The 21,743-nt window shown below is 65.9% G+C and carries 19 protein-coding genes; 16 read left to right on the forward strand and 3 right to left on the reverse strand.

Annotation, left to right across the window (positions count from 1 at the left end; all coding sequences use genetic code 11):
* Nucleotides 1-82: 82 nt before the first annotated feature.
* From cutA to accC, 7 genes are all read left to right on the forward strand, one after another.
* Nucleotides 83-406 carry a divalent-cation tolerance protein CutA gene (cutA, locus tag BJI69_RS04525; protein WP_046968172.1) on the forward strand — a complete coding sequence of 108 codons (324 nt, stop codon included), beginning with the start codon at nt 83-85 and terminating at the stop codon, nt 404-406.
* A 71-nt stretch (nt 407-477) separates the two neighbouring features.
* Nucleotides 478-2,745: a protein-disulfide reductase DsbD family protein gene (locus BJI69_RS04530; protein WP_046968173.1), complete on the forward strand. Its 2,268-nt coding sequence runs from the start codon at nt 478-480 to the stop codon at nt 2,743-2,745.
* Nucleotides 2,742-3,281, forward strand: coding sequence for a TlpA family protein disulfide reductase (locus BJI69_RS04535; RefSeq protein WP_046968174.1), 540 nt, complete (start codon nt 2,742-2,744; stop codon nt 3,279-3,281). Before BJI69_RS04530 ends, BJI69_RS04535 begins: the two co-directional genes overlap by 4 nt.
* 11 nt (nt 3,282-3,292) lie before the next feature.
* A complete protein-coding gene (locus BJI69_RS04540; RefSeq protein WP_046968175.1) occupies nt 3,293-3,847 on the forward strand; it encodes a DUF1415 domain-containing protein in 555 nt (184 codons plus the stop codon).
* A gap of 323 nt (nt 3,848-4,170) precedes the next feature.
* Entirely contained in the window at nt 4,171-4,620 is a 450-nt protein-coding gene (aroQ, locus tag BJI69_RS04545) for a type II 3-dehydroquinate dehydratase (RefSeq protein WP_046968176.1), read from the forward strand.
* A gap of 58 nt (nt 4,621-4,678) precedes the next feature.
* A complete protein-coding gene (gene accB, locus BJI69_RS04550; protein ID WP_046968177.1) occupies nt 4,679-5,140 on the forward strand; it encodes an acetyl-CoA carboxylase biotin carboxyl carrier protein in 462 nt (153 codons plus the stop codon).
* Between the two features lie 11 nt (nt 5,141-5,151).
* On the forward strand, nt 5,152-6,516 hold the full coding sequence (gene accC, locus BJI69_RS04555; RefSeq protein ID WP_046968178.1) for an acetyl-CoA carboxylase biotin carboxylase subunit: 1,365 nt from the start codon (nt 5,152-5,154) through the stop codon (nt 6,514-6,516).
* A gap of 570 nt (nt 6,517-7,086) precedes the next feature.
* Here the strand turns inward: accC and prmA are convergent.
* Complete coding sequence (prmA, locus tag BJI69_RS04560; protein ID WP_046969177.1) at nt 7,087-7,986, reverse strand: 50S ribosomal protein L11 methyltransferase; 900 nt, start codon at nt 7,984-7,986, stop codon at nt 7,087-7,089.
* A gap of 62 nt (nt 7,987-8,048) precedes the next feature.
* Here prmA and BJI69_RS04565 point away from each other — a divergent pair, with 62 nt between their 5' ends.
* The 3 genes from BJI69_RS04565 (at nt 8,049) to purH (ending at nt 10,939) form a co-directional block, all read left to right on the forward strand.
* A complete protein-coding gene (locus BJI69_RS04565) occupies nt 8,049-8,852 on the forward strand; it encodes a zinc-ribbon and DUF3426 domain-containing protein (protein WP_046969161.1) in 804 nt (267 codons plus the stop codon).
* A 222-nt stretch (nt 8,853-9,074) separates the two neighbouring features.
* Nucleotides 9,075-9,308 (forward strand): helix-turn-helix domain-containing protein, encoded by a 234-nt coding sequence (locus tag BJI69_RS04570; RefSeq protein WP_052767339.1) that lies wholly within the window; start codon nt 9,075-9,077, stop codon nt 9,306-9,308.
* Nucleotides 9,309-9,349: 41 nt separating this feature from the next.
* Nucleotides 9,350-10,939 carry a bifunctional phosphoribosylaminoimidazolecarboxamide formyltransferase/IMP cyclohydrolase gene (purH, locus tag BJI69_RS04575; RefSeq protein ID WP_046969163.1) on the forward strand — a complete coding sequence of 530 codons (1,590 nt, stop codon included), beginning with the start codon at nt 9,350-9,352 and terminating at the stop codon, nt 10,937-10,939.
* A gap of 90 nt (nt 10,940-11,029) precedes the next feature.
* Here the strand turns inward: purH and BJI69_RS04580 are convergent, their stop codons facing one another.
* The gene (locus tag BJI69_RS04580) at nt 11,030-12,022 is read right to left on the reverse strand and encodes a bile acid:sodium symporter family protein (protein WP_046969164.1); all 993 of its coding nucleotides are present in this window, start codon (nt 12,020-12,022) and stop codon (nt 11,030-11,032) included.
* 107 nt (nt 12,023-12,129) lie between these two features.
* Between BJI69_RS04580 and BJI69_RS04585 the strand changes: the two genes are divergently transcribed.
* Nucleotides 12,130-13,008, forward strand: a complete 879-nt coding sequence (locus tag BJI69_RS04585; RefSeq protein ID WP_244465334.1) for a LysR family transcriptional regulator — start codon at nt 12,130-12,132, stop codon at nt 13,006-13,008.
* Between the two features lie 45 nt (nt 13,009-13,053).
* The gene (locus tag BJI69_RS04590) at nt 13,054-13,752 is read left to right on the forward strand and encodes a glutathione S-transferase (RefSeq protein ID WP_046969166.1); all 699 of its coding nucleotides are present in this window, start codon (nt 13,054-13,056) and stop codon (nt 13,750-13,752) included.
* Nucleotides 13,753-13,759: 7 nt separating this feature from the next.
* Here the strand turns inward: BJI69_RS04590 and BJI69_RS22720 are convergent, their stop codons facing one another.
* Complete coding sequence (locus BJI69_RS22720; RefSeq protein WP_046969167.1) at nt 13,760-14,287, reverse strand: DUF2782 domain-containing protein; 528 nt, start codon at nt 14,285-14,287, stop codon at nt 13,760-13,762.
* 95 nt (nt 14,288-14,382) lie between these two features.
* Between BJI69_RS22720 and polA the strand changes: the two genes are divergently transcribed.
* The 4 genes from polA (at nt 14,383) to BJI69_RS04615 (ending at nt 21,735) form a co-directional block, all read left to right on the forward strand.
* Entirely contained in the window at nt 14,383-17,109 is a 2,727-nt protein-coding gene (polA, locus tag BJI69_RS04600) for a DNA polymerase I (protein WP_046969168.1), read from the forward strand.
* Nucleotides 17,110-17,470: 361 nt separating this feature from the next.
* Complete coding sequence (locus tag BJI69_RS04605; RefSeq protein WP_046969169.1) at nt 17,471-17,689, forward strand: hypothetical protein; 219 nt, start codon at nt 17,471-17,473, stop codon at nt 17,687-17,689.
* Nucleotides 17,690-17,713: 24 nt separating this feature from the next.
* Complete coding sequence (gene uvrD, locus BJI69_RS04610; RefSeq protein ID WP_046969170.1) at nt 17,714-19,930, forward strand: DNA helicase II; 2,217 nt, start codon at nt 17,714-17,716, stop codon at nt 19,928-19,930.
* A gap of 89 nt (nt 19,931-20,019) precedes the next feature.
* A complete protein-coding gene (locus BJI69_RS04615; RefSeq protein ID WP_046969171.1) occupies nt 20,020-21,735 on the forward strand; it encodes a molecular chaperone HscC in 1,716 nt (571 codons plus the stop codon).
* Nucleotides 21,736-21,743 lie beyond the last annotated feature (8 nt).

Below are 21,743 nucleotides of genomic sequence, written 5' to 3' on the forward strand. Positions count from 1 at the left end.
CGGATGGTCGACAGATGGCGGCGCCACGAAACCGTTCAAGGCCCCGGGTTCAAAAAAGGGCGCAAGAGGCCACAATCGACCCATGTCCGAACCCATCGTCGTCCTCATCGCCTGCCCGACGGGCGAACCCGCCGACACCCTCGCCCGCGCCATCGTCGAAGCGGGCCTCGCCGCCTGCGTGAACCGACTGCCCGGCGTGCGGTCCACTTACCGCTGGAAGGGCGAGGTCGTGACCGACGACGAAGACCTGCTGGTTGCAAAGACGACCCGCGAGGCCTTCGCGGCGCTGGAACGCTTCGTCCTGGCACACCATCCCTACGAGGTGCCGGAAATCGTCGCCCTGCCGGTCGTTGCCGGCCATGCCCCCTACCTGGCGTGGCTGGAAGCGAGTGTCGACGCAAGCTAACCCGGGTTCGCCCGGTCATAATGATCGACGCCCCACGCGCCTCGTCACCGCATCGCTCCACGGAGATCACCATGTCGTCGCTTCGCCGCCTTGCGCGGAACCTGGTCGCCGCGTTCGGCCTGTTGCTCGTTGCCCTGCCCGCATTCGCCCAGGGCGACGACGATCTGCTGCCCGTCACCGAGGCGTTTCACCTCACCACGGACGCCAGCCAGCCCGGCATGGTCAAGCTGCATTGGCGCATCGCGCCCGACTATTACCTCTATCGGGGCCGGATCAAGATCAAGGCGGCCGATGCCGGCGCGGTCTCGCTCGGTGAGCCGACCTTGCCGGATGGCCTGAAGAAGCACGACGAATACCTCGGCGACGTGGAGATCTACCACGGCGATATCGAAGCCAGCGTGCCGTACACGCTGCTCGCCGCCGGCACGACCACCCTGGCCCTCGACGTCCAGTACCAGGGTTGCCACGAAGTCGAGCCGAAGATCTGCTACCCGCCGAACACCGAGCACCTGAAGCTCACCATCGGTGGCGCCTCGACCATTCCGACGGGACCCGCTCCGACGGCCGCTGCCGCCACGCCACCCACTGGCGCGACCGCCGCCAATGGCGCCTCGCTGCTCGGCGCCCCGGCCGCGACCCCGGGCACCGATGCCGCCGCCCTGCCGGCCGAGCAGGCGTTCCGCTTCGAAGCCCTGGTCAAGTCACGCGACGCCCTGCTGCTGCGCTGGACCATGCCGAAGGACTACTACCTCTACCGCGACAAGACCGAGATCACGGTCGCCTCGCCCGCTGGTGTCACCACCGGTGAGCCGGAGTGGCCGAGCGGCGTCGCCCACCACGACGAACATTTCGGCGACACCATCGTCTATTTCGATCAGGTGGAGTTGCCCGTGCCGGTCAAGGGCGCGGCGGACGCAAAGACGACCGAACTCGAGGTCGCCTACCAGGGCTGCCTCGAGAACGGCATCTGCTATCCGGTAATGAAGCGTCATATCAGCGTCGACTTCGGCGCCGGTACGGCGACGGTCGGCGCCCCGGCCTCCGCCGCGCCCGCGACGGCCGCCGCCGTGAAGGACGTCGCGCCGACACCCCCGCCTCCGGGCCTCATGCCGAAGAACGAGGCGCCGCTCGGCTTCGTCGCCGCCATCGGCCTGGCGCTGCTCGGCGGCCTCGTGCTGAACCTGATGCCTTGCGTGCTGCCGGTGCTGTCGCTGAAGGCGATCACCGTGCTGGAGAGTGGCGAGAGCCAGGGAGCCGCCCGTCGGCACGCGCTCTGGTACACCGCCGGCGTGCTCGTCGCCTTTGCCGCCCTGGGCGTGATCATCGTCGGCATCCGCGCTGCCGGCCATGGAATCCAGTGGGGCGCGCAGTTCCAGCAGCCGCTGGCGATCGGCATCCTCGTCTACGTGATGCTCGCCGTGGGCCTGTCGATGTCGGGCGTGTTCGAGATCGGCGGCTCGCTGGGTAACGTCGGCAGCGGCCTGGCGTCGCGCTCGGGTCCGTCGGGCGACTTCTTTACCGGGGTCCTTGCCGTCGTCGTCGCCAGCCCCTGCACGGCGCCCTTCATGGGTTCGGCGATCGCCTTCGCCTTCGCCGCCCCGGTCGCCGTGGCCTTCCTGATTTTCCTCGCCCTCGGCCTTGGCCTCGCACTGCCCTTCCTGTTGATCGGCTTCGTGCCGGCGATCGCCCGGCTGTTGCCGCGCCCCGGTCGCTGGATGGAGACGCTGAAGCAGGCGTTGGCCTTCCCGATGTATCTCACGGCGGTGTGGCTGCTGTGGGTGCTGACCAAGCAGCGGGGCGCGGACGCGACGGCCCTCGTGCTGGCCGGTGCCGTCCTGTTGGCCATGGCGCTGTGGTGGTATGGCCGCCACGCCAACCGCGACCGCGGCCTGTCCTGGATCTTCACCGCCGTGCTCGCGGTGGGCGCCGTGGCGGCCCTGTGGACCGTGCACGGCCTGCCGGCGCCGACCGCGGCCACGGTCGCCAGTGACGGCATCGTGCCGTACTCGCCGGAGAAACTCGCCGAGCTGCGTGCCGCCGGCACACCCGTGCTGGTCGACATGACCGCGGACTGGTGCATCACCTGCAAGGCCAACGAACACGCGGTGCTCGACACGGACGACTTCAAGGCGCTGCTCAAGCGCACCGGCACCGTGTACATGCGCGGCGACTGGACCGACGTGAACGCGACCATCGCCGCCTTCCTGGAGCAGTACCACTCGGTGGGCGTGCCGCTGTACGTGGTCTACCCGAAAGGAGGTGGCGACGGCCATAAGCTCTCCACCGTGCTTACCTACGACACCGTCAAGCAGGCACTCGAGGCCGCCGCGTCGCCATGACACGCGGCCCGACCTTCTGGATCGTCGTACTGGCGATCCTCGGGGCGACGGGCGGATTGTGGGTCGAGCACCGGCGCCTGCATCCGCCACCGCCCCCAGGCGTGACGGTGGCCGACATCGGCGACCCGGCACCGGAAGCCAGCTTCGTGACCGTCGAAGGTAAGGCACGTCAGCTGTCGGACTGGCACGGCAAACGCGTGCTCATCAATTACTGGGCGAGCTGGTGCGGGCCGTGCAGGCAGGAGATGCCCCTGCTCGACGCGGCGTATTCGCGCTACCGGGACCGCAGCATCGTGGTGCTCGGGCTGGCCGAAGACACGGCAACCGGCGTCCGCGGTTATCTCGCCCGGCGGCCGGTGAGCTACCCCATCATGCTCGTGGATGCCGACGCGCCCGGCGGGTCCCTCTCGCTCGGCAATACGCGTCGCGTCCTGCCCTATAGCGTCCTGATCGGTGAAGACGGGCGTATCCTGCGCCGCAAAGTGGGCACGTTTACCGGGCCCGAACTCGACGAATGGCTCGCCCCCGCACGATGAAGGACACCCCCATGGATGGTCTGCCGACCCCCGACGAAGCGATCGCACGCAGCCAGGCATGGCTGGAGAAGGCCGTGATCGGCCTCAACCTGTGCCCGTTCGCCAAGGCCGTGCACAAGAAAGGCCAGGTCCGTTACGTGGTCAGCGCCGCCACCCAGCCGTTGGAACTGCTCGACGATCTCAAGCGGGAACTCGAACACCTGCGCGACGTGAGTCCCGAGGTGACCGATACCACGCTGCTTATCCACCCCGGCGTGCTGGGCGACTTCGATGACTTCAACGAGTTTCTTGAAGTAGCCGACCTGGCCGTCGATGACCTTGGGCTCGACGGCGACATCCAGGTGGCCAGCTTCCACCCTGACTTCCAGTTCGAGGGCACCGGTCCCGACGACATCACCAACTACACCAATCGTTCGCCCTACCCGACCCTGCACCTCCTCCGCGAGGACAGCATCGACAAGGCCGTGGCCGCTTTCCCCGAGGCCTCGACGATTTTCGAAGCGAACATGGCGACGTTGGATGAGCTGGGTATCGAGGGCTGGAAGAAGCTGTTCCCGGAGGGGTGAGGTTGTGAGAGCCCCTGTGGGAACCCCTGTGGGAGCCGCTTCAGCGGCGATGCTCTTCCTTTGGCGGGAACCGAGGCAAGCACCTCAAGGTCGCGGCTGCGCCGCGGGTGTATTCACCATTCGCCGATGAATCGGCTCCCACCCCGCCTATGCCCTCGTAACGTTGTTCGGGGCGAATGCGCTGAGGGTCTACCATACGCTGCAGTGTGGAAAGTCACGATCTCCAGCGATCTACGGCGATCTTCACCGAACTGGACAAGTCCGGGGGACAGGCGCACACTGCGCGGCGTTCCGGAACCCCGGATACAAGGCACAGGTGAACAGTGGCCAGGATCCTCGTCCTGCACGGACCCAACCTCAATTTGCTCGGCGTGCGCGAACCGTCGGTCTACGGGCATGAGACCCTCTCCGACATCAATGTCTCGCTGCAGGCCCGCGCCCAGGCGGCCGGCCACGAACTGAGCTGGTTCCAGTCCAACGCCGAGCACGAGTTGATCGCCCGCATCCATCAGGCACGCGACGAAGGCGTCGCCTGGATCCTGATCAACCCGGCTGCGTTCACGCACACGTCCATTGCCATCCGCGACGCCCTTGCCGGCGTGTCGATCCCGTTCATCGAGATCCACCTGTCCAATCCGCATGCGCGCGAGGCGTTCCGCCATCACTCGTATCTGTCCGACCTGGCCACCGGCGTGATCTGCGGCTTTGGCGGTGACAGCTACCGCCTGGCGCTAGAAGCCACCCTGCTCCGCCTGGCGGTGCCCGCGGCCTGACTCCCATTGGCGGTTCGCCCAGCCGGCGGACCGCATCCACCACCAGAAGGTTTGTCCCATGGACCTGCGCAAGATCAAGAAACTCATCGACCTGCTCGAGGAATCGAACCTCGCCGAGCTGGAAATCAAGGAAGGCGAAGAAGTCGTACGCCTGTCCCGCGTGCCGAAGGGCACCGCTGCGCCGCAGATGTACGCCGCCCCGATGCAGCAAGTCGCTCCGGTGGCCGCCGCTCCCGTCGCCGTCGCGCCCGCCGCCGCTGCACCGGTCGAAACCGGTCTCCCGGCTGGCCACGTGACCAAGGCGCCGATGGTCGGCACCTTCTACGCCTCGTCGACGCCGGGCGCCCCGGCGTTCGCCACGGTCGGCAAGCAGGTCAAGGCAGGTGAAACGCTGGGCATCATCGAAGCGATGAAGATGTTCAACCAGATCGAGGCCGACGTCTCGGGCACCGTCGTCGCTGTCCTGGTCGAGAACGGCCAGCCGGTCGAATTCGACGAACCCATGTTCGTCATCGCCTGAGGCCTGACACCATGCTCGAGAAGGTAGTCATCGCCAACCGCGGCGAAATCGCGCTGCGGGTGCTGCGCGCGTGCCACGCGCTCGGCATCAAGACGGTCGCGGTGCACTCCACCGTGGATCGCAACCTCAAGCACGTCGGCCTGGCCGACGAATCGGTATGCATCGGCCCGGGTCCCTCGGCCGACAGCTACCTCAACATTCCCCGGATCATCGCCGCCGCCGAGATCACCGACGCCCAGGCGATCCATCCGGGCTACGGCTTCCTCTCGGAGAACGCCAACTTCGCCGAACAGGTCGAGACCTCGGGCTTCATCTTCATCGGCCCGACCGCCGATGTGATCCGCCTGATGGGCGACAAGGTCGAAGCCATCCGCGCCATGAAGGCGGCCGGCGTGCCGTGCGTGCCCGGCTCGGGCGGCCCGTTGGGCGACGACACCGACGAGAACATCCGCATCGCCCGTGAGATCGGCTACCCGGTCATCATCAAGGCGTCGGGCGGCGGCGGTGGTCGCGGTATGCGCGTCGTGCGCACTGAGGCCCACCTCGCCAACTCCATCGTCATGACGAAGCAGGAAGCCAAGGCGGCTTTCAGCAACGATCAGGTCTACATGGAGAAGTTCCTGGAGAATCCGCGCCACGTGGAGATCCAGGTGCTTGCCGACGGCCAGGGCAATGCGATCCACCTCGGTGAACGCGACTGCTCCATGCAGCGCCGCCACCAGAAGGTTGTCGAAGAAGCACCGGCGCCCGGCATCACCCCGGAAATGCGCGCCCAGATCGGCAAGGTCTGCGTCGACGCCTGCCTGCGCATCGGTTATCGCGGCGCAGGCACCTTCGAATTCCTGTTCGAGGGCGGCCGCTTCTACTTCATCGAGATGAACACCCGTATCCAGGTGGAGCATCCGGTGACCGAGCTGGTGACCGGCATCGACCTCGTTCGCGAGCAGTTGCTCATCGCTGGCGGCGAGAAGCTCTCGATCCGCCAGGAAGACATCGTGTTCACCGGTCACGCCATCGAGTGCCGCGTGAATGCCGAGGATCCCGACACCTTCATGCCGAGCCCCGGCACGGTGAAGCGTTTCGAGGCGCCGGGTGGCCCGGGCGTACGCGTCGACACCCATCTCTACGATGGCTACCGCATCCCGCCGAACTACGATTCGATGATCGGCAAGATCATCGTGCACGGCCCGGATCGTGCCACCGCCATCGCGCGCATGCGCATGGCGTTGAACGAGACCGTGATCGAAGGCGTGAAGTGCAATATCCCGCTGCAGCAGCGCATCATGGCCGACGTCGGTTTCCAGCAGGGTGGACAGAACATCCACTATCTGGAAAAGCGCATGGCGGAGCAGAAAGAAACGCCGCCTCCGGTGTGAGGTTTCGATAAGAAGGCCGGAGTCACGCGGTGATCTCACTGCGTGACTTCGGCCTTTTTTGTTGCACCTGTGGCATCCGCGGCACCTGTGGGAGCCGCCCGACCCCTGTGGGAGCCGCTTCAGCGGCGAACCCTCAGGCTATCGGACCTTCGAGTGAGGCCTTGTGTTGCATCGGGTGAGCGGTTGAACCTCCTGCACGATGCGATGTTCGGCCTCGTTCGCGATATCAGCGCTGAGGATTCGCCGATGAATCGGCTCCTACAACAGCAGCGCCTCGAGCTTGTGGGCGGTGCGCGCGACCGCACGCAACCGCAGCGTGCGGTGGCGCGAGGGGCAAGGCCCTTGGGGCCGCATAAGCTGAGGGCGGCCCCGACTCCCTGACGGAGCGAGAGAGAAGCTACCGCCCGCCTCGAAGAGCTGCGCCGGCGGCCCCAAGGGCCTTGCCCCTCGCGGCTTTCGCTAGCGATGACTGCACTGGCTTCTTTGCTCTGTCGGCTTTTCGCCGCTGAAGCGGCTCCCACATGGTTTGATCACCGCTGAAGCGGCTTCCACATTTAACAGCTGTCCGATTCAGCTACGGCGACGACCGCTGATGCGCACCCAGTCTTCCAGCGTGCGCACTTCGAGATCCTCGAACCATTCCGCATAGCGCACCAGCAATTCCTCGTGCTGCCCATGAAGGATGCCCGACAGCGCGAACGGTGCACCCGGCTTCACGGCGGCGGCAAAGGTCGGGGCAAGCTCACCCAGCGGCCCTGCGAGGATATTCGCGACAAGCACATCGGCGAGCTCGGTCGGCGCCTCGCCCGGCAGATAGACGGCCAGATCCGCATGCACGCCGTTACGCTCGGCGTTGTCGTGCGAGGAAATGAGCGCTTGCGGATCGTTGTCGATGCCGACGGCGCGGGCGGCGCCCAACTTCAGTGCCGCGATCGCAAGGATGCCGGAGCCGCAGCCGTAGTCGAGAACCAGCTTGTCGGCCATCTGCTGGCCATCCAGCCACTCCAGGCACATCGCGGTGGTCGGGTGCGTGCCCGTGCCGAAGGCCAGGCCGGGGTCGAGGCGGACGACGACGATGTCGCCCTCCACCGGCGGCTCGATATTCCAGGGATAGACCCAGAGGCGTCGACCGAAGGGCATCGGTTTGAACTGGTCCATCCAGGCGCGCGTCCAGTCCTGGTCGTCGACCACACGCCATGTGATCTGCGCTGGCTCGATGAAGGGCAGGTCGTCGGCGATGGCGGCCGTGAGTCCGCGCTTGTCGGCATCGGCGTCGAACAAGGCGTTCAGGACGATCTGGTTCCACAACGGAAGTTCACCCACGCCGGGCTCGAAGATGGCCTCTTCGTCAGGTGTTTCAGCGTCGGCATCCTGAAGGGTGATGGACAGCGCGCCCAGGTCTTCGAGAGCGGTTTCGACTCGCGGCTGCTCGGCGGCGCGGATCGTCAGGGAGAGTTCGAGCCAGGGCATCGGGACGGCCATTGGGTGAGCGGATAGACGATTCTACCGGTCACGCACGTTATGATCGAACGATGTATACGCAGTGTCCCGAGTGCCTCACCGTCTACAAACTGGAAGCCGAGCTTCTGGTGCCGGCGTGCGGCTGCGTGCGCTGCGGCCACTGCGAGGGCGTCTTCAACGCCCTTGGCACGCTTGCCGCACAACTGCCACCGGAGCCCTTCACGCGCCTTCCGGAACGGGCACTCGACCAGGAACCACCCCTCGCCGACGTGGCCGTCTTCCGGCCACGCCCGGTGCCGCGCCTGCCCGATGACGTCAGCGGCGAGCCGACTCACGACGAGGCGCCCGCTGAGGATTTCTCCCAGCTGACCTTCACGCCGAAGTTCGCCAAGACACGTCGACGCTCCTGGCAGAGCGCCATCTGGGTGACCGTCTGCCTCACGCTGATGCTCGGCCTGGGTGCCCAGCTCGCCTGGGCCAAGCGCGACTCGCTCATCGCCGACCCGACCATCGGCCCAGCGCTGCAAGCCGGCTGCTCCGTCGTCGGCTGTCGCCTGCCCCTGGTGGCCGAACCGACACGCCTGCGCCTGCTCGCTCGTGACGTCGAGCAGCATCCGGCCGTGCGTGACGGCCTGCTGATCACTGCGAGCGTACGAAACGATGCGTCGTTCGCGCAGCCTTATCCCGTCGTCACCATCGTGCTTTCGGATGCCAATGGCCAGCGCCTGGCCATGCGCCGCTTCGAACCCGCCGACTATGTCGGTGACCCCGGCGTGCGTGCACGCGGGCTGGATGGCGGGGCCACGACGGCGATGGTGTTCGAGGTGCAAGACCCGGGCCAGCGGGCCGTCGCCTTCGCATTCAGCTTCGATTGACCGTTCGAAAAAATTTCTTTTTACAAGCCTGCACATCCCCTTCCGGGACGAGTACACTCGATTCCCTTCGCGACGATCGACCCCCTTCCATGGTGTGGCCGTGTCGCAATCCAAGCGACCACATTAAAAGAACCGACCGGGAACTCGTGTCCCGGCCTGCGAGAGGGGAATGCCTTGAACGCTGTGAGACTGACTGCCGGTGAGGCCGCCAACGAGACCTCCATGCAGAGTGCCCTCAGCGAATGCGTCAGCCGCACCGTCCGTCGTTACCTGGCGGATATCGGCGATACGGAAGGCGGCGAAGGTCTTCACGCCCTGGTGATCCGTGAAGTCGAAGGCCCCCTGTTGCGTGAAGTGCTCGCTTTCCACGAAGGCAACCAGAGCCGCGCCGCCGTCGCCCTCGGCATCAACCGTGCCACCCTGCGCAAGAAGCTGGCCGCCCACGGCATTTCCTAAAGGGCCGCTATAATGGAGCGCTTTCCTCCCCGGAAGTGCCCATGCCCACGCCCGATCTCGTTTCCGTCCGCCGCGCGCTCGTCAGCGTTTCCGACAAGCAGGGCCTGACCGAACTCGCCCGACGCCTCGTCGCGGCCAACGTCGACATCCTCTCCACGGGCGGCTCCGCGAAAGCACTGCGCGATGCCGGCATCCCGGTGCGCGATGTCGGCGATCTCACCGGCTTCCCCGAGATCATGGACGGGCGCGTGAAGACGCTGCATCCGCGCGTGCATGGTGGCCTGCTCGGCCGTCGTGGCACCGACGACGCGGTCATGGCCGAACACGGCATCGTCCCGATCGATCTTCTCGTGCTGAACCTCTATCCGTTCGAACGCACCGTGGCCGATCCGACGTGCACGCTGGAGAACGCGATCGAGAACATCGACATCGGCGGTCCTGCGATGCTCCGCGCGGCAGCGAAGAACTGGAACGATGTCGCCGTCCTCACCGATCCGGCACAGTACGAAGGCGCGCTGGCCGAGATCGAAACCAAGGGCGGGCTTTCGCGCGCAACGCGTTTCAAGCTCTCGGTCGCCGCGTTCAATCGCGTCTCCAACTATGACGCGGCGATCAGCGACTATCTCTCGGGCGTCACGCTCGACCAGACGCACACGGCCGTCGCCTCGCACGCCGAATTCCCGGAGCAGTCCAACGGCCGTTTCGTGAAGGTGATGGATCTGCGCTACGGCGAAAACCCGCACCAGGCCGGCGCGTTCTACCGTGACCTGTATCCCGCGCCGGGCACGCTGGCAACCTTCCGTCAGCTGCAGGGCAAGGAACTCTCCTTCAACAACATCGCCGATGCCGATGCGGCGTGGGAATGCGTGCGCCAGTTCGACGCGCCAGCCTGCGTCATCGTCAAGCATGCCAATCCCTGCGGCGTCGCCGTCGCCGCCGACCCCCTCGCGGCCTATGAACTCGCGTACGCCACCGACCCCACCTCGGCCTTCGGCGGCATCATCGCTTTCAACCGCCCGCTGGATGCGGAAACGGCGAAGGCGATCCTCAAGCGCCAGTTCGTCGAAGTGTTGATTGCGCCGGTCGTCGATGCCGGCGCCGTCGAGGAAGCGACGAAGAAGGCCAACGTGCGCGTGCTCGAGATCCCGCTGGGTGAAGGCCGCAACACGCACGATATCAAGCGCGTCGGCTCCGGCCTGCTCGTGCAGACCGCGGACGATCGCCAGGTGCAGCGCGACGAACTCAAGGTCGTCAGCAAGCGCCAGCCGACGTCCGCCGAACTCGATGACCTCCTGTTCGCCTGGCGCGTCGCCAAGATGGTCAAATCCAACGCCATCGTCTATGCCCGCGACAACCGCACCGTGGGTATCGGCGCCGGCCAGATGAGCCGCGTGGTCAGCGCGAAGATCGCCGGCCTCAAGGCCGAGGAAGCCGGCCTCGTGGTGCCGGGCAGCGCGATGGCGTCCGACGCGTTCTTCCCGTTCCGTGACGGCATCGATGCCGCTGCGGCGGCCGGCATTCGTGCCGTGATCCAGCCGGGTGGTTCGATGCGCGATAGCGAAGTGATTGCCGCTGCGGATGAGCACGATATGGCGATGGTCTTTACCGGCGTTCGCCACTTCCGCCACTAAGCGCGCGACTGTGGGAGCCGCTTCAGCGGCGATGGGTGCTCGCGAAGAGCATCGCCGCTGAATCGGCTCCCACAAACAGCCAGCCCCAACCTACGAGGCGACCGTTGTGGGAGCCGCTTCAGCGGCGATTCCTCGCAGCGCATACCTGCGCGCCAGCACCGCGCACGTCATCAGCTGGATCTGATGGAACAGCATGATCGGCAACACGATCAGCCCCAGCGGATGCCCGGCGAACAGCACCTTCGCCATCGGCACGCCTGAGGCCAGGCTCTTCTTCGAGCCGCAGAACACGATGGTGATTTCATCCTCGCGAGCGAAGCCCAGGGCACGCGCACCGTAACGCGTCGCCAGCAGGGCGCAGGCCAGCAGCACCACGTTGACGACGACCAGTCCGCCCAGCACCGGCAGCGGCAACTGCTTCCACAGGCCTTGCAAAACCGCCGCGCTGAAAGCGGTATAGACCACCAGCAGGATCGATCCGCGATCGACGAAGGTCAGCAGCACGGCGTGCTTGCGCACCCAACCGCCGATCCAGCGCTGAGCGATCTGGCCGGCCACGAAAGGCACGAACAGCTGCAGCACGATCGCGCCGATGGCATGCCATGACAACCCACCCTGCCCCGAGCCCGCGATCATCACGCCGACCAGCAGGGGCGTGATGAAGATACCGAGCATGCTCGACGCGGATGCCGACACGATGGCAGCCGGCACGTTGCCCCGCGCCATCGAGGTGAACGCGATCGACGACTGCACGGTCGACGGCAAGGTGCACAGGAACAGGATGCCAAGGTACAGATCCGGGGACACCAGGGGCGAAAGCACGGGCTTGAGCAGCAGCCCCAGCAACGGGAACAGGAGGAACGTGCTGGCGAGCACGGTGAGGTGCAGCCGCCAGTGGGTCATGCCCGCCACCACCGCCTCACGCGACAGCTTGGCGCCATGCAGGAAGAACAGCAGGGCGATGGCGACGTCCGTCAGCCCACCGAAGACCTCGGCCGTCGCGCCGCGGCAGGGAAGAAAGCTCGCCAGCAGCACGGTGCCAATCAGCGAAAGAGTGAATCCGTCGGGAAGGAAGCGGCGCATGGGCGTAACCGGCAGGAGAGTGGGATGACGCTATTTCATGCCGATACGACTGATAAGACAAATCGTTTTATCTTATCCGGTGATACATTAATCACATGAATGTCTCGATGCGCCAGCTTCGCGCCTTCCTCGCCGTGGCCCATCACCGGCACTTCCGCCGTGCCGCGGAGGCGTTGCACCTGACCCAGCCTGCGGTCAGCCGCCTGATTGCCGACCTCGAAGCCGAGCTCGACGTGCGTCTTTTCGACCGCAGTACGCGCGAGGTCGTGCCGACCGAGGCCGGCCGTTACCTCGAACAGGCCGCCGCCCGTGTGCTAGACGAGCTGGACGGCGTCCTGACGCACGTAAGGACGCAGTCCGACCCCCTGCGCGGCCGTGTACGCCTGGCCGCCGTCCCGACGCTATCGGCCGGTCTCGTGCCCCCGTGCATCGCGCGATGCGCGATCGACCACCCGGCCATCGAGATCATCCTGCGCGACCAGAACCAGGCGCAGGTGCTGGATGCGGTCCGCGGCGGCGAAGTGGACTTCGGACTTACGGTCGAGCCGGCTACGCCCGAAGAGTTCGATACCGAAACGATCCTGCGCGATCCGTTTCGCGTGGTCTGTCGCGCCGACCACCCATTCGCGAGCCAACGCCACGTCAGCTGGACACGCCTCGGGCACGAGCCGCTGATCCTGCTCGACTACGCCTCGGGCTCGCGCCGGCTGATCGACGCCGCCTTCGCCGCGCGGGGCATTCCGATGCAGGTGACACTCGAGGTGGGTCATCCGCACACCGCTTTCCGGATGGTGGAGGCAGGCCTTGGCGTCACGGTCACGCCAGCGCTGTCGCTGGATGCCTTGCGCCCCGGCCTCGTCGCCGTGAACGTGTCGCCCGAGGTCGTCCGCGAGGTCACGCTGCTGCGTCGGCGCGCACGGTCGCTTTCACCCCCCGCGCAGACCGTGTGGAATGCGTTCCGCGACGTCGCGCTCACGTTGGCTTGAACGACACCCCGGCATGATCGCGGCCTTCGACGAGGGAGGCATGCGATGAGCTACAAGCTGTACTACTGGACAGGCTTGCAGGGGCGCGGCGAATTCGTGCGGCTATGCCTGGAAGACGTGGGCGCCGACTATACGGATGTCGCACGCATCGAGGGCGACGACGTCATGACGCCCTTCCTCGACGGCGAACACCAGGGCGCCGTTCCCTACGCCCCACCTTTCCTCACGTCCGGCCGGCTGGTCATCGCACAGGTGGCGAACATCCTGCAGTACCTCGGCCCCCGTCACGGGCTGGTCCCCGAGGGCGAGGCAAAGCGCCTGCATGCCCACCAGCTCGAACTCACGATCAGCGACCTCGTGGCCGAGGTGCACGACACACACCACCCGGTGGCCTCGGAGCTGTACTACGAAGACCAGAAGGCCGAAGCGAAAAAACGCTCGAAGGACTTCCGGGAAAATCGCATCCCCAAGTTCCTGGATTACTTCGAGAAGACCATCGAACGCGGCGGCGGAAGGTTCCCGCTACGCGAGCACTCCTATGTCGACCTCTCGCTGTTCCAGGTCATGTCCGGTCTGGCATACGCGTTTCCCAAGGCGATGGCGAAGCAGAAGCTACCCCTGCTCCGCGACCTGCAAAAGCGCGTGGCGGACCGACCGAATATCTCGGCTTACCTGTCGTCGGAGCGGCGGATACCGTTCAACACGACGGGGATCTTCCGCCATTACCCCGAACTGGACGGCTGAGAGCCGCTCAGTTCGAGTCGACCGGCTTGGGTGCCGCACCCCACTCGTAAACCTTGTAATAGACCGGATCGACGGGGCCGTTCTTGGGGTCGTGCAGTTTGCCTTCGGGATCGGCCATATAGGTCTGCGGCACGCCATGCTTCGGCGTCACCACGATCATCGTCAGCTTGCCGCCCGAACGAAATTCCTGAACCTGGTCGTCGCCCTGCTGGCGGATCGTCACCTGGGGGATCTCCTGAGCGGGGGCATTGCTGCCGTTGTCCTGCATGGAGGGCAAGGCGACCGGTGAGCGCGGTGCTCCCTGGGCATCCGACGTGGCGGGCGTGGTGCGACCGTCCTGGGCCTCGTCATAGGTCACCGGGCGGGGAATCGGCTTCTGCCCGGAGCGATCCGGCTCGCCTGCCTTGACGCCCGGATCGTTCAGTCCCGGCGGAGGCGGCAGCGGCGTCAGCTTCGGGTCCGTAGCGGTCTGGGCGGCCACGGGGAGTGCCAGCGCCAGGGCGAGCGCGGCAACGAGGGCGTGCGTGCGGTTCATGGGAAATCTCCGTGCGGGGTGACGAGGATAGCAAGCCGCATGCCGCTTTCCACGTGAACGGACGGCTCCGGTTCGGCCATGAGAGAATCGGGGGTATGCCTACGCTCACGCTCATCGACGGGTCGTCGTACCTGTATCGCGCGTTCCACGCGCTACCTCCCCTGACCAATGCCTTCGGCGAGCCCACGGGCGCGCTCTTCGGTATCGTCAACATGCTGCGCACGACCATGAAAGCCGGCTCGGATTACGTAGCTTTCGTCTGCGATGCGCCGGGACGGACCTTCCGCGACGATCTGTACCCCGAGTACAAGGCCAACCGGCCGTCGATGCCGGACGATCTCCGCGCCCAGGTCGAGCCGATGATGAAGATCGTCGGCGCGCTGGGCTTTCCCATACTCTGCGTTCCCGGTGTGGAAGCCGATGACGTGATCGGCACGCTCGCCCGACAGGCATCGGAAGAAGGTATCCACACCACCATCTCGACGGGCGACAAGGATTTCGCGCAGATGGTTGGCCCGCATACCTTGCTGGTCAACACGATGACCAACACCACGATGGACGTGGACGGCGTGTTCGCCAAGTTCGGCGTACGTCCCGACCAGATCGTCGATTACCTGACCCTCATGGGCGACAGCATCGACAACGTGCCCGGCGTGGAGAAATGCGGCCCCAAGACCGCCGCGAAGTGGCTCGGCGAGTACCACAACCTCGAGAACCTGTTCGCCAACGCCGACCGCATCGGCGGCAAGATCGGCGAAAACCTGCGTGCGGCCATGCCGCGCCTGCCGCTGTCACGCGAACTGGTGACCATTCGCACCGACGTGCCGCTCGAATACCGGCCCACCGGACTGGCCATGCGCGAGCGCGATACCGACGCGCTGCGCGAGCTCTACGCGCGCTACGACTTCAAGGCGGCATTGAAGGATCTCGACCAGGCCGGCACCCCGGCCGCGCCGGCCCCTGCTGCTGCCACGCCCGTCGCCGCGCACACGCCGCCCGATGCCTCGCTCTCCGCCGAAGGCGACTACGAGCTCATCGTCACTGAAGATCGCTTTGCTGCCTGGTTGGAGAAGCTCGAGACCGCGCCGCTGATCGCCTTCGATACCGAGACCACCAGCATCGACGCCATGCTGGCCGATATCGTCGGTGTGTCCCTGTCCGTGGAACCCGGCAAGGCCGCCTACATCCCGCTGGGCCATGACTATCCCGGCGCCCCGGCGCAGCTCCCGCGCGACCACGTGCTTGGCGCCCTGAAACCGATCTTCGAGGATGCCTCGCGCCCGAAGGTCGGCCAGCACGGCAAGTACGACATCAACATCCTGTCGCACTACGGCGTTGACGTGAAAGGCCTGCTGCACGACACCATGCTCGAGTCGTACATCTACAATGCGACAGCGACGCGCCACGACATGGACTCGCTGGCGACGCGTTACCTCGGCTACACGACCATCAAGTACGAGCAGGTCGCCGGCAAGGGAGCGAAGCAGATCTCGTTCTCGCAGGTGGATTGCGACACGGCGTGCCGCTATGCCGCGGAAGATGCGGACGTCACGTTACGCCTGCACCATGCCCTGTGGCCGAAGCTCGAAGCCGAACCCTCGCTGCGCGCGGTGTATGCGGACATCGAAATCCCGCTGGTGCCCGTGCTGGCGAAGATGGAGCGCACCGGCGTGCTCATCGACGCCAACGTCCTTCGCCTGCAGAGCCAGCAGCTCGGCAAGCGCATGGTCGAACTGCAGCAGCTCGCCCATGCCTCGGCGGGTCACGAGTTCAACCTCGACTCACCCAAGCAGTTGCAGGCCGTGCTGTTCGACGAGCTCGGCCTCGCCGCGAAGATCAAGACCCCGACCGGCCAGCCCTCGACCAACGAGGAAGCGCTGGAGGCCATCGCCGAAACGCACGAGCTGCCACGACTGATCCTCGAGTATCGCGGCCTCGCCAAGCTCCGTTCGACGTATACCGACAAGCTCGCCGGCATCGTCAACCCGCGCACCGGCCGCGTGCACACCAGCTATCACCAGGGTGCCGTCGCGACGGGACGCATCAGCTCGTCCGATCCGAACCTGCAGAACATCCCGGTGCGTACCGAAGAAGGGCGGCGCATTCGCCAGGCCTTCATCGCCCCGGAGGGCTGGCGCATCGTCGCGGCCGACTACTCGCAGATCGAACTGCGCATCATGGCCCACCTTTCCAACGACGAAGGCCTCGTCCGCGCGTTCCAGGAAGGGGGCGACGTGCATCGCGCGACCGCGGCGGAAGTGTTCGGCGTGCCTGCCGCGGAGGTCACGACCAATCAGCGCCGCGCGGCGAAGGCGATCAACTTCGGCCTGATGTATGGCATGAGCGCCTTCGGCCTGGCCAAGCAGCTCGGCGTGGACCGTGGCGAAGCCTCCGACTACATGGGCCGCTACTTCTCGCGTTACCCAGGCGTGCGCGCCTTCATGGATGCCACGCGCGAGCAGGCGCACCGCGATGGCTACGTCCAGACCCTGTTCGGCCGCCGCCTGTACCTGGAGAACCTCAACTCGCGCAACCAGGCGTTCCGCGCCGGCGCCGAGCGCGCCGCCATCAACGCCCCCATGCAGGGCACGGCGGCCGACATCATCAAGCGCGCGATGATCGCGGTCTCGGCATGGATCGAGCCGCGCGACGACGTGCGCATGCTGATGCAGGTGCACGATGAACTGGTCTTCGAAGTGCGCGCCGATGCGGTCGACGACATTCGCGCGGGGATCGAAAAACACATGACGGGCGCGGCGTCACTGAGCGTGCCGCTGCAGGTGGATATCGGCGTAGGCATGAACTGGGATGAGGCGCACTAAGCCAAAGCTAAGACTTTCTGGCCACTTTTGGCCGTCCAAACGTGAGTTTTCCGTTTAGTCGTACATATCCTGCCCAGCAAGTCGTTGAAAAATCAGCCCATGAACACGGGCTGATTTTTTTTGCGTCGGCGATGCAACTTTGCCCCGTTTTGTCCGTCTATATATTCGGACGCACGCAACGGCGTCCCATCGGTGGGTCTCACCTCCCTGAGGCCCCCTCAAGGTGGACCGGTTCTTCCCCTGGTTCCGGTCTTCCACCCCGCCCCGAGAGCTCCCCTGGCTCTCGGGGTTTTTTTTGCGCACAAAACCTGCACATTCGTCCCCGCATTCTCGGCGCCACTTGGAACGGGAGGAAATCACCATGCGTGCAGGTCTCATCATCGTCGGCGTCATCCTTATCGGGCTCGGCCTCTGGGTCACCCTCGGCAACGGCAGCTACCAGAAGACCGATACGGTCGCCTCGATCGGCTCGGCCAAGCTCGAGGCCACGCACGACAAGGCCATCCCGCAGTGGGCCGGTATCGCCGGGATCGTCATCGGCGGCATCGTCGCCGTGGCTGGCTTCTCCCGGAAGAACTGAGTCCCCAGCCGGTACAATGGGGGGATGGATGTTTCCCATCTCCTCGATTCCCTCAACGACGCCCAGCGCGAGGCCGTCAGTGCCCCGCCCGGGCACTATCTGATCCTCGCTGGCGCCGGCTCCGGTAAGACCCGTGTCCTGATCAACCGTATCGGTTGGCTGACCCAGGTCGAGCGGGTGCCGCCGTGGGCGATTCTCGCCGTGACCTTTACCAACAAGGCCGCCGGCGAGATGCGCACACGGCTGGACGGGATCATCCCCGGCGGCACGCAGGGCCTCACGGTCGGCACCTTCCACGGCATCGCCCACCGGCTCCTCCGGCGCCACTGGCGCGAGGCGGGGCTGGTCGAAGGCTTCCAGATCCTCGATTCCGACGACCAGCAACGGCTGATCAAACGCATCATCGCGGGACTGGGGCTCGACGAGGCCCGGTTCCCGCCGCGCCAGGCCAGCTGGCAGATCAACAACTGGAAGGACGAAGGCAAACGGCCGGACGGCATCGAGCATCGCGACCATCCGGTGACGCGTACCTTCGTCGAGATCTACAAGGCCTACGAGCAGCAGTGCCAGCGTGCCGGCCTGGTCGACTTCGCCGAGCTGCTGCTGCGCGCGCACGAGCTGTGGCTGAAGGATCCCCAGGTGCTCAAGCACTACCAGGATCGCTGGCGCTACCTGCTGATCGACGAGTTCCAGGACACCAACACGCTGCAATACGCGTGGATCCGCGTGCTCGCCGGCAGCACCGGCCAGGCCTTCGTGGTCGGCGACGACGATCAGGCCATCTACGGCTGGCGCGGCGCGAAGGTCGAGAACGTGCAGCAGTTCCTCAACGATTTCCCCGGTGCGAAGACGATCCGCCTGGAGCAGAACTATCGCTCCACCTCGACGATCCTCAATGCCGCGAACGCGGTCATCTCGCGCAACGGCGGCCGCCTCGGCAAGCAGCTCTGGACAGATGGCGGCGAGGGCGAGCGCATTGCGCTGTACGCCGCCTACAACGAACAGGACGAAGCTCGCTTCGTCATCGAGCGCATTCGCGAACACATCGCCGAGACCGGCAACGCGCGCGATTGCGCCATCCTCTACCGTTCCAACGCGCAGTCACGCAACTTCGAAGAACAGCTGATCCAGCGCGACCTGCCCTACCGTGTCTATGGCGGCCTGCGCTTCTTCGAGCGCGCCGAAATCAAGGACGCCCTGGCTTACCTGCGCCTGGCGTCGAACCGCCATGACGACGCCGCCTTCGAGCGCGCCGTGAATACGCCGCCACGCGGAATCGGTGACCGCACGCTCGACGAGTTGCGTCGCCGCGCGCGGAACGACAGTAGCTCGATGTGGGAGGCCATGCTCACCGAAGCCTCCATCGGCGGTCTCGCCGGACGCGCGAAGAACGCGCTCAAGGCGTTCATCGGCATGATCGACAACCTGGCGCGCACGTTTGGCGGTCACGACAAACTCGACGGTGACGAATCACCGACGGCGCTGAGCCTCGCCGAGCAGATCGAGCACGCCATCCTCCACACCGGCTTGCGCGACTTCTACGAAAACGACAAGCGCGGCAACGGCGAGGCGCGCGTCGAGAACCTCGACGAACTGGTCAACGTCGCCAGCCGCTTCGAAATGACGCCGGAAGATGTCGACGCCGGCCTCAACGAACTCTCGGCCTTCCTTTCCCACGCCTCACTGGAAGCCGGTGAAGGCCAGGGCGAGGCCTGGGACGACTGCGTCCAGCTCATGACGCTGCATTCGGCCAAAGGGCTCGAGTTTCCCATCGTGTTCCTCGTCGGCATGGAAGAAGGCCTGTTCCCCAGCCAGCGTTCCACCGAGGAAGAGAATCGCCTCGAGGAAGAACGGCGTCTGGCCTATGTGGGCATCACACGGGCTCGCGAGCGCCTGTACGTCTCCCACGCGGAGTCGCGCCGCATGCACGGCACGGAGATGCTGGCGCGGCCTTCCCGGTTCCTTGGCGAGATCCCGCCGGAACTGATCGACGAGTTGCGCCCCCGCGTGCAGGTGTCGCGACCGGCCTACGCCGACCGCTATGCGGGCGGAGGCGGCAGCAGTTCGCTGGTGGAAGCATCCCCCATCGCGCTCGGTCAGCGCGTGAGCCATCCGAAATTCGGCGAAGGCACGGTGGTCAGTGCCGAGGGCGCCGGCGCCCACATGCGGCTCCAGGTGAACTTCGAGGATGCCGGGAGCAAGTGGTTGGTTTACGCTTACGCGAATCTGACCGCGTTGTAAGGGGCTCCAACGCGCCACGCTCCCTCCCAGGGGAGCGTCATGGCGTGCCCTGCGAGCGGCGACGCCATCCGTACCAGGGACAGACACGCATGATCGTGGGGATCGACCTCGGCACCACCAACAGCCTCGTCGCGGCGTGGATCGACGGCGCGCCACGCCTCATCCCGAATGTCCTCGGCTCGGTTCTCACGCCCTCCTGTGTCGGCATCGATCAGGACGGTAGCGTGTTGGTGGGCGAGGCGGCTCGCGAGCGCCTGCAGACGCATCCCGCGCAGACCGCCTCGCTGTTCAAGCGCTACATGGGCAGTGCCAGGACCGTCCGCCTGGGCGATCGCGATTATCGGGCGGAAGAGCTTTCCGCCTTGGTCCTGCGCTCGCTGAAGGCCGATGCCGAGGCCGCCCTGGGCGTCCCGATCACCGAAGCGATCATCACGGTTCCTGCCTATTTTTCCGACGCGCAGCGTAAAGCGACGCGCACCGCCGGCGAACTGGCCGGCCTCCGGGTCGAGCGGCTCCTCAACGAACCGACGGCGGCCGCACTGGCTTATGGTCTGCACGATGCCCAGGGCGAGACCCAGTTCCTCGTCTTCGATCTCGGTGGCGGCACCTTCGATGTCTCGATCCTTGAGATGTTCGACGGCGTGATGGAAGTCCGTGCCAGCGCTGGAGACAACATGCTCGGCGGCGAAGACTTCGTGAGCCTGATCGCCGAGCTCGCGTTCAAACAAGGCATCCCCGAAGCGGCACGCGACGACGCGGTGTTCATGCAACGCCTGTTGGCGCGTGCGGAGACCGCCAAGCGCCAGCTCGGAAGCCTGTCGAGCACCGCGTTCGAGGTGTCCTGGCGCGGCAGCGACGTACGCGTCGACCTGGCGGCCGACGCCTTCGAGACGTTGTCGCAGCCCTTGCTGACGCGACTATGGCGCCCGATCGAGCGCGCGCTGCGCGATGCGCGCATCCGCGCCGCGGACCTCGACAACGTCGTCCTCGCCGGTGGTGCGACCCGCATGCCGATGATCCGCTCCCTTGCGACGCGCATGTTCGGCCGCTTCCCCGCCATGGGCCAGAATCCGGACGAAGTCGTCGCGCTCGGCGCCGCCGTCCAGGCCGGCCTCAAGATGAAGGACAAGGCACTCGACGAGATGGTGATGACGGACGTCTGTCCGTACACGCTCGGTACCGCCGTCTCGCGCCGCATGGAAGGTGGTACACGGGCGGACGGCCTTTATTCGCCGATCATCCAGCGCAATACCGTGGTGCCGGTCAGTCGCGTGCAACGCTGTGTACCGATCGACCCCAGCCAGGCGTCCCTTCGTATCGACGTCTACCAGGGCGAGTCGCGACTGGTGCGCGACAACATCCTCCTTGGTGACCTCACCGTGGCCCTGCCGTCCGGCCCGGGGCATGCGGAAGGTGTGGACGTACGATTCACCTACGACGTCAACGGCTTGCTGGAAGTCGAGGTGACTATCGTGGCCACCTCGGAGACACGCCGCCTGGTGATCGCCGGGAGCGAAGGAAGCCTGGCCCCCGCGGATATCGCACGCCGGCTCGAGGCGCTGGCCTCGCTCAAGATCCATCCGCGCGACACGCTGGAAAACCGCACCCTGCTCGCCAGGGCGGAACGCCTCTACGAACAGTTGCTCGGTGAGAGCCGCGACCATCTCGGACAGATGATCCTGCGCTTCGAGCAAACGCTGACGACCCAGGATGCGCGCCTCGTCGCACGCGACGCTGGCTTGTTCCGCGAAGCGCTGCAAAGCATCGAGGCGAACGATCATTTCGCGCCCGACATGGCTGACTGAGGCGCCCG

This window comes from Luteibacter rhizovicinus DSM 16549 (assembly GCF_001887595.1).
GTDB lineage: Bacteria > Pseudomonadota > Gammaproteobacteria > Xanthomonadales > Rhodanobacteraceae > Luteibacter > Luteibacter rhizovicinus.